The organism is Microvirga vignae (assembly GCF_001017175.1).
GTDB lineage: Bacteria > Pseudomonadota > Alphaproteobacteria > Rhizobiales > Beijerinckiaceae > Microvirga > Microvirga vignae.
This window is the reverse complement of the sequence record NZ_LCYG01000025.1, coordinates 1-8,055: the sequence shown is the minus strand read 5'-3', so window position 1 is coordinate 8,055 and position 8,055 is coordinate 1. Positions and strand designations below refer to the sequence as shown.

Genomic DNA, 8,055 nt, shown 5'->3' with positions numbered 1-8,055 from the left:
GCCGGTCCATCCCATTAGCAGACCTTGGCTTCGTTCAGTTTGCCGGCCTTGCCGACAAGCGCGATGAACTGTCAAGCACCACTCTCCCACCACTCTCCGCCCGTCATGGTGGCCAGATTTTTCAGGAGCCCGGATTCACAGGGGCATGGTGGCGACGTAGATGGCCAGCATCAGCAGGACACAGAGGCCCAGGGAGCCGGCCATCACGGGCGCGAGGTGGTTCCGGTAGTGCTCTTCCAGGCGTCGTTGGCGCTTGCGGCGGGACATCGTCGGCTTCCTTCCAATGGAATGGCGCACGGTGACGTGTCTGCCGGATCATATCTCGGTCCCGCTTGCGCGGCGAGCTCGAACCCTGACCGGTATGCAGCGCCCTGTCCGGCATCGGTGATGGTCGCCATGACCAGGCGCGGCTGGTATGATGGCCAGGGTCTTTCGAGCGAACCTCCTTACGGGGAAAGGTCATGGCGACAGTCCGCGCCAAGCGGCGGCTGGCCGCGATCCTGGTCGCGGACGTCGTCGGGTACTCTCACCTCGTGGAAATGGACGAAACCGGGACGCTCGCTGCCCTGAAATCTTCGCGGCGCGAGGTCATCGATCCGCTGCTGGCCGAGCATCACGGGCACATCGTCAAGCTCATGGGAGATGGCCTGATCGCCGAGTTTGGCTCGGTGGTCGATGCCGTGGCCTGTGCGGTTGCCATACAGAAAGGGCTCGCTGACCACCAGGCCGATGTGCCGCCTGACCGGAGGATCGTCCTCCGGATCGGCGTGAACCTCGGCGACGTGGTGGTCGAAGGCGAAGACCTGCTCGGCGATGGGATGAACATCGCCGCCCGCCTGGAGCAGCTCTGCGAACCCGGCGGGGTAATGATCTCCGGCACTGCATACGATCATCTGCAAGGCAAGCTTGACCTCCCGTTGCAGTTTGCGGGCGAGCAGCGGCTCAAGAACATCGAGCGCTCGGTCCGGACGTACCGGGTGCGGCTCGATGGAGCGCAGGCGGCGCTGCGCTCGCGCTGGCGCCGCAGGTGGCCGGTGCCCGTAGCGGTTGCCGTCCTGCTGATCCTCGGCCTCGGCATGGGTGTCTGGCTTTGGTTGGGGGCAGACAACCCGGAGCGAACTCAGCGGCCGGCCATCGCGGTGCTGCCGTTCACAACCCTGGCCGCGGACGAGGCGACCAACCGCCTTGCGAACGGCTTGACCGACGACATCATCACGGATCTCTCGCGCCAGACCGGCATCGATGTGATCGCCCGGGCATCGACCGAGGTCTACAAGGGTAGGCCCACGGACGTGCGACAGATCGGGCGCGATCTGTCCGTGCGCTTTGTCCTCGACGGCTCGATCCAGCGCGAGGGAGACGAGATCCGCGCCACGGCCCGCCTGAGTGACACCGCGACCGGCGCCCAGGTCTGGTCCAACCGCTGGGATCGGCCCGTCCGGGATGTGTTTGCCGTGCAGACGGAAATTGCCGAGCAGGTGATCGGCCAGTTCGAGATGCTGACCGGCCCCCTCAAGACGCCCGGTCTGGCGGCCGCCAAGCGCAAACGCCCCGAGAGCCTGACCGCTTATGAACTCACCCTCCTCGGCGTCGAGAAGCAACTGAGCCCGACCCGAGAGAGCATCGCTGAATCGATGCAGATCCTGAACAAGGCCATCGAGGTCGACCCGAACTATGCCCAGGCATGGGTCGAGCTCGCCTGGGCGCATACCTCAGCAGGGACTTATGGAGCCGATGCGGCGGCATCGAGCCAAGCCGCGTTGAGTGCTGCGAGACGGGCGGTCGAGCTGGATCCGAATGCTCCCGATGCACACTCCGTGCTGGGCCATGTCCTCGCGACAAGGGGAGAATTCGACCAGGCGAAATCTGAGTTCGAGACATCGCTGCGTCTCAACCCGAGCTCGTTCTCGATCCTGGTCTACTATGCCCGCTGGGCCAGTACCTTCGGCGAGGCCGAGCGCGGGGCTGTCCTGGCGGATCGGGCGATCCGGCTGAACCCGAGCTACAGGCCTTGGGCGTCCGGGTTCATGCGCTATGCCTACTTCATGGCCGGCCGGTACAAGGATGCCCTTCAGGCCATGGACCGGCAGATGCCAGACAACTACAGCAAGCATGCCTGGGTTCAGCGGGCGGCGAGCTTCGCGGCGCTCGGTCGGATGGAGGAGGCGCGGACGACCCTTGGCGAGACGCTCAAGCGATATCCTGATCTCACCATCGAGGATTACGTCAGCGATCCAGGACTCAACGACACCGATCGCGAGCACCTGATCAGGACGATGAAACTTGCCGGCTTCCCGCTCTGCGTCCGGCCCGAGATGCTCGCCCGCATCGCCCGATCCGTGCGCCTGCCCGAGTGCATCAAGTCATAGGTCAGGCAAGGTCGGACTCTGTCGTGCGGCACGATGACGGGATGCAGCAAGGAGGGGAGGAAATCATGCGCACGAGGATCCTGCTGCTGGCCGCCATCGGACTGCCATGGCCCGTCGCGGCGGCGGCCGACCCGTTGGACTGCAACGACATGGCACCCGTGGTGAGCGAGCTGCTCGTCGACCGCATGCGGATACCCGAGTACCTGGGACTCGATACTGCCGAAGCTGCAAGCATCACGTTCCAGATGAACTACTTCCACGCCGAGGGGCGGGAGTACCATCGGACGTTCTGCTCGGCCATGGTCGGGTTCAACTGGACGCGCTTTGCCGATGCGGAGCGGCGGTCGGCGACCATTGACGGATCGCGTGCGCTTCAGGAACTGCCGAACGTCGCGGCCGTGGGCGGGCTCGCGCGGTACGCCGATTTCCCGCACGGCATCAAGGTCCGCTACAGGCTCGAGCTGACGGGCAGCGGCAGAACCTGGGTCGTGACCCTGCCTGGCGACCCGGCGACCGACTATGTCTGCGCGCTGCCTCACCGAAACCAGTACCTGGAGGACGGCAGGCTATGTTTGCCGCGAGGGCAGGAACTGCAATGGCGCCGTTCCGGCCCGGTCGATGCGGGCCTGCCCGATGCCCGATAAGGCGCGGCATCGATGACGTCCCGTCGGGAGGAACGGCTCACAGACTACGCGGACCAAACCGCCGATCGGTCGCAGGAGCGCCCCCGCCTCGAGAGCAAGATGGAAGTTCCTCGCTCACCAGGGTCGTTCTCCCGCCTGCGAGACCGAGTTGGATCAGTGCAGATTGGTGCAGGAGGAGAGTGTCATGCATCCGATTTCGAAGACATTCTTGTCCGCATTGGCCGCTGGGACCCTGTTCGCGGGTTCCGCCCTCGCCCAGGACGTGGACCCGGCGCACGCCGAGACGGTGAAACGCATCGTGGACAGCCAGTCCTTCAAGGCGGCGGTCGAGGCGCTCCAGAAGGACCATGACCGCTGGATCAGCGAGGTCATCAAGCTGACCGAGATTCCCGCTCCGCCGTTCAAGGAGCAGGAGCGGGCCAAGGCCTATATGGAGATGCTCAAGGCCCATGGGCTCGCAGAGGTCGAGATCGACGAGGAGGGCAATGCCATGGGGGTGCGGAAAGGTACCGGAGGCGGGCCCTTGGTGGTCGTGTCCGCCCATCTCGACACCGTTTTCCCCGAGGGAACGGACGTCAAGGTCAAGCGGGACGGCAGCCGCCTGGCCGCCCCGGGTGTCGGCGATGACAGCGCTGGTCTTGCCACCCTTCTCAGCATCGTCCGGGCCATGGACGCGGCTGGGATCAAGACGAAGAGCGACATCGTCTTCCTGGGCGACGTCGGCGAGGAAGGCCCGGGGGACCTGCGCGGCGTGCGCTACTTCTTCACGAAGGGCAAGTACAAGGACCAGGTCAAGTACTTCTTCTCGCTCGATGGCGGCGGCACGCCCACCATCACGAACTGCGGTGTCGGATCGAAGCGCTACCGGGTGACGTACAAGGGTCCAGGCGGGCACAGCTTCCAGGCGTTCGGGCTCGTCAATCCCATGACTGCCATGGCCCAGACGGTGGTCGAGTTCTACAAGATCCAGACGCCCGCCAATCCAAAGACGACCTACGCCGCGAGCGTCACGGGCGGTGGAACATCCGTTAACTCGATCCCGAACGAGGTCTGGATGGAGTTCGACATGCGCTCCGTGGACGCGAAGGAACTGGACCGTCTCGAGAAGCGCTTCCTGGCCATCGTGAACCAGTCCCTGGAGACGGAGAACTTCGCCCGGTCCACCAAGGAAGGATCGGTGTCGGCCGACATCAAGCTCATCGGTGACCGGCCAGCCGGGCGAACGGACGAAAAGCAGGACATCGTGCAGATCGCGACGGCCGCCTTCCAGGCGAACGGAATCCCGCCGGCCTACGAATGCGCCTCGACCGATTCCAACATGCCGATGAGCCTCGGCATCCCGGCGCTCACGATCCCGCGCACCGGCAAGGCGGACCGCTTCCACGCGCTCGACGAGTGGATGGATACCGACCCTCAGAGCAATCTCACGGTGAAGAAGATCGTTCTCGCCACCGTGCTCGGGGTTGCCGGTGCCCAGTGACGATGAACCGGACCGAGTCCCTGCGCCCGGTCCGATCCGCTTCAGGCTGGTTGGCCTTCACCGATTGCCGCTGCGGCTTCAACTGCGCCACCTTCGCGCCTTCCTCGGAGACCTTGAAGTAGCGCCCGACATCAGGAAATCCGCGTTTGACAGCAAAAGCATCGAGCACAACAGGCGAGCCTGCCTGCACGTGATGTAAAAACCGGAGTTCTCGACGAGACTGTCTCAGGCCAAGGTCTTGAGTTTAGCTGGAGACTGCGCTATCTTGCAAATGCTTTGCAAGAGCAACAGCGGCACCCGCCATGCGCAACTGGCTGCGAGAGACCGTCAACCGCCGCCACCTCCTCTGGGGCAGCCTCGCCACGGCCAGCGGTTCCCTGCTCGGCGGCATGGCGGCGACCGGCCAGAGCCCGCATGCGGGGCATGGTTCGGCACCACCTTACGAAGCGAATGCAGCCGGTCGTCACAGCGCACATGGGAACATGATCACGGTCGGCGACGTCGGTCGCGCCCGCAACGGCTTCGATCCCACAGCGCTCCTGACCGATTGGGACACCGGGGTGACCTCGTCCCTGCCGGACGGCCGCACGCTGCGGACCTTCGAAATCATCGGCGAGGACAAGGAGATCGAGATCGCGCCGGGCGTCTTCTTCCCGGCCTGGACCTACAACGGCCGGGTGCCGGGCCCGAACCTCCGCGTGACCGAGGGCGACCGGGTGCACATCGTCTTCCGGAACCACGCCTCGCATCGCCACTCGATTCACTTCCACGGCATCCACTCCGCCCGCATGGACGGCCTTCCGGGGGCCGGCGAGGTCGGGGCCGGCGAAACGTTCATCTACGAGTTCGATGCGTTCCCCTTCGGCTGTCATCTCTATCACTGCCACTCGCTGCCGCTGAAGCGGCACATCCACAAGGGCATGTACGGCGCCTTCGTCATCGATCCCGATCCGGCGCGGCATCCCGAGCAGGCCGAGGTTGCCCGTTCCCGACTTCTCGGGACGCCCGAGAACCGGGAGTGGCAGGAATTCGTCATGGTGATGAACGCCTTCGACACCAACTTCGATGGCGAGAATGAGGTCTACGCCGTCAACACGGTCGCGCATCACTATGCCAAGCACCCGATCACCGTGATCCGCGGCAAGCCCGTGCGGGTCTACCTCGTCAATGTCGTCGAGTTCGACCCGATCAACTCGCTGCACCTGCACGGCAACTTCTTCGACTACTACGATCACGGCACGACCCTGACGCCGACGCTGCGCACCATCGACACCGTCATGCAGTGCCAGGCCCAACGCGGCATCCTGGAATTCACCTACCGGGAGCATGAGACGGGCTTGTACATGTTCCACGCCCACCAATCCGAGTTCACCGAACTCGGTTGGATGGGCATGTTCAATGTGGTGGAGGCCGCTGCATGAACGATATCGCGGGTCCTGAAACGGTTGTTGCTTCGCCACGCCCGTCCGCGGCATGGCCGGGATACGCCTTTGTGCTGTGGATCGCATTGCCCTTGTTCCTGCTGGGACTGGCGGCTACGTGGCTCGTGGTCTCCGATCCGCTGCGCGCCTTCAACAACGGTGCGCCGCCCGTCGAGCGGCTGACATTCGAGCGCCGCATCCTCGACAACAGCGGCATCCACCTCTTTGTGCGGGCCGGCGGCTCGGAGCCGCTGACCATCGCACAGGTCCAGGTCGATGACGCCTACTGGACCTTCACCCAGGACCCGCCGGGCGATCTCGGCCGGCTCGCGACCGCCTGGATCCACATCCCTTTCCCCTGGACCCTTGGCGAGGCGCACGAGGTCCGGGTCGTGACGAAGCTGGGAACCACCTTCGATCACGAGATTCCTGTGGCCGTGCGGACGCCGGAGGCGCAGTCGGGCCAGCTCGTGCCGCAGGCCGTGCTGGGCGCCTTTGTCGGCATCGTGCCGGTTGCCATCGGGCTGATGTTCTACCCGACACTGCGCGGGGTCGGTTCTCAGGGCATGAGCTTTCTGCTCGCTCTCACCATCGGCCTGCTCGCCTTCCTGTTCGTCGATGCGCTTGAGGACGCGCTTGAGCTCGCAGGGGAGGCGGCCGCCGCCTTTCAGGGACACGTGATGGTGGTGCTCGCGGCCCTCGTCAGCTTCCTTCTGCTATGGGCTATCGGCCGTCGTCGGGGCGCACCGACCGGGCTGGCGCTGGCGACATACATCTCGCTCGGGATCGGCCTGCACAATCTCGGTGAGGGCCTTGCCATCGGGGCCGCCTTCACGGCCGGCGCCGCAGGACTCGGCATCTTCCTCGTGCTCGGCTTCACGCTGCACAACATCACTGAGGGAATAGGCATTGCCGCGCCCTTGGTGAAGGAGCCGCCGCCGCCGTCGGCCTTCGTCTGGCTGGCGCTGTTGGCCGGGGCTCCGGCCATCCTGGGCATGTGGCTCGGCAGCCTCGCCTACAGCCCGCAATGGGCAGCCCTCGCGCTGGCGGTCGGAGCCGGGGCCATCCTTCAGGTCATCGTGGAGGTCGGGGCCTATCTCCGCCGCCTGGACGAGCGATGGAAAACCGCCTCGGTTCCGGTCAGCGTCATTGGCGGGCTCGTGGTGGGTCTTTCGCTGATGTATGCCACCGCCGTCCTGGTGAAGGTCTAGCAGGCGAGGACTGTTCGATGTCGGCTCACGGGACAAGGTATTCGGGCCGTGGAACTCCGGGCGACAGGATCGGAGGCGACCGGACACATGCAGCGGCTGAGGGCTCGCGCAGGCTCGCAGCCTTGTCGGAAACGAACCGCATCGAGGCCCAGTGTCGGGCGAAGGGGATGAGACTGACGGACCAGCGCCGCCTCATTGCCCGGGCTCTCTCTGAGGCCGAGGATCATCCCGACGTCTTCGAACTGCATCGCCGCGTAGTGACGCAGTGCCCGCATATCGCGCTCGCCACCGTCTACCGGACGGTCAAGCGCCTGGAGGCGGAGGGTATTCTTGAGCGTCGTGAATTCCGCGACGGCCATGCCCGGTTCGAGCGGGCATCGAAGAAGCATCATGATCACCTGATCGACCTCGAAACCGGCACCGTCATCGAGTTCCGGAGTGAAGAGATCGAGAGGTTGCAGGAGGAGATCGCGCGACGGCTTGGCTATCGCCTCGTCAATCACCGCCTGGAACTCTACGCCGTGCCGATCCCGGTCAGCCTGCGCCCTGGGGACAGCCGGTCCTGATCGGGCCGCCCGCAGATCGTTGCGAAGGCGATGCCGCATCCCGCACTCAACGCGGCGGCCGCCTTTTCTCAAGAAAGTCGCGCTCGCTCGATTGAGGTGAAGCCCTGCCACGGTTCGAGGCTCTTGCGGCCTCATCTTTTGGGGACCGCGGTGATCGCGAGCAGGCCATCGGCCCTTGCGACGCGCCGGCAAGGCGAGGTTCTGAAGCTGGTACTCCCCAGACCTAAGAGCTCGGTCGGCTTCGGCGATTAGAGCATTTTCCGGCGAAGTGGATCCGGTTCGCCGTCAGAAAATGCGGCAGAACAAGGAAGAGAGCCGATTCCACGCAAGGGGAATCGGCTCTAGAGGGTGTCTGGAAAATCGG

The 8,055-nt window shown here is 64.9% G+C and carries 7 protein-coding genes; 6 read left to right on the top strand and 1 reads right to left on the bottom strand.

What is annotated here, in order from left to right; genetic code table 11:
* Window positions 1–135: 135 nt before the first annotated feature.
* Window positions 136–267 (bottom strand): hypothetical protein, encoded by a 132-nt coding sequence (locus AA309_RS37210; protein WP_280136895.1) that lies wholly within the window; start codon window positions 265–267, stop codon window positions 136–138.
* Window positions 268–461: 194 nt separating this feature from the next.
* Here AA309_RS37210 and AA309_RS11425 point away from each other — a divergent pair, with 194 nt between their 5' ends.
* The 6 genes from AA309_RS11425 to AA309_RS11400 all read left to right on the top strand — a co-directional run bounded on the left by AA309_RS11425 (window position 462) and on the right by AA309_RS11400 (window position 7,691).
* On the top strand, window positions 462–2,369 hold the full coding sequence (locus AA309_RS11425) for an adenylate/guanylate cyclase domain-containing protein (RefSeq protein ID WP_047189153.1): 1,908 nt from the start codon (window positions 462–464) through the stop codon (window positions 2,367–2,369).
* A gap of 65 nt (window positions 2,370–2,434) precedes the next feature.
* Entirely contained in the window at window positions 2,435–3,013 is a 579-nt protein-coding gene (locus tag AA309_RS11420) for a hypothetical protein (protein ID WP_150117505.1), read from the top strand.
* Between the two features lie 184 nt (window positions 3,014–3,197).
* Window positions 3,198–4,493: a M20/M25/M40 family metallo-hydrolase gene (locus tag AA309_RS11415; RefSeq protein WP_084731115.1), complete on the top strand. Its 1,296-nt coding sequence runs from the start codon at window positions 3,198–3,200 to the stop codon at window positions 4,491–4,493.
* A 302-nt stretch (window positions 4,494–4,795) separates the two neighbouring features.
* Window positions 4,796–5,914, top strand: coding sequence for a multicopper oxidase domain-containing protein (locus AA309_RS11410; RefSeq protein WP_047189151.1), 1,119 nt, complete (start codon window positions 4,796–4,798; stop codon window positions 5,912–5,914).
* Entirely contained in the window at window positions 5,911–7,125 is a 1,215-nt protein-coding gene (locus AA309_RS11405) for a ZIP family metal transporter (RefSeq protein WP_084731113.1), read from the top strand. The genes AA309_RS11410 and AA309_RS11405 overlap by 4 nt, the downstream gene beginning before the upstream one ends.
* A gap of 167 nt (window positions 7,126–7,292) precedes the next feature.
* Window positions 7,293–7,691: a Fur family transcriptional regulator gene (locus AA309_RS11400; protein WP_047189154.1), complete on the top strand. Its 399-nt coding sequence runs from the start codon at window positions 7,293–7,295 to the stop codon at window positions 7,689–7,691.
* Window positions 7,692–8,055 lie beyond the last annotated feature (364 nt).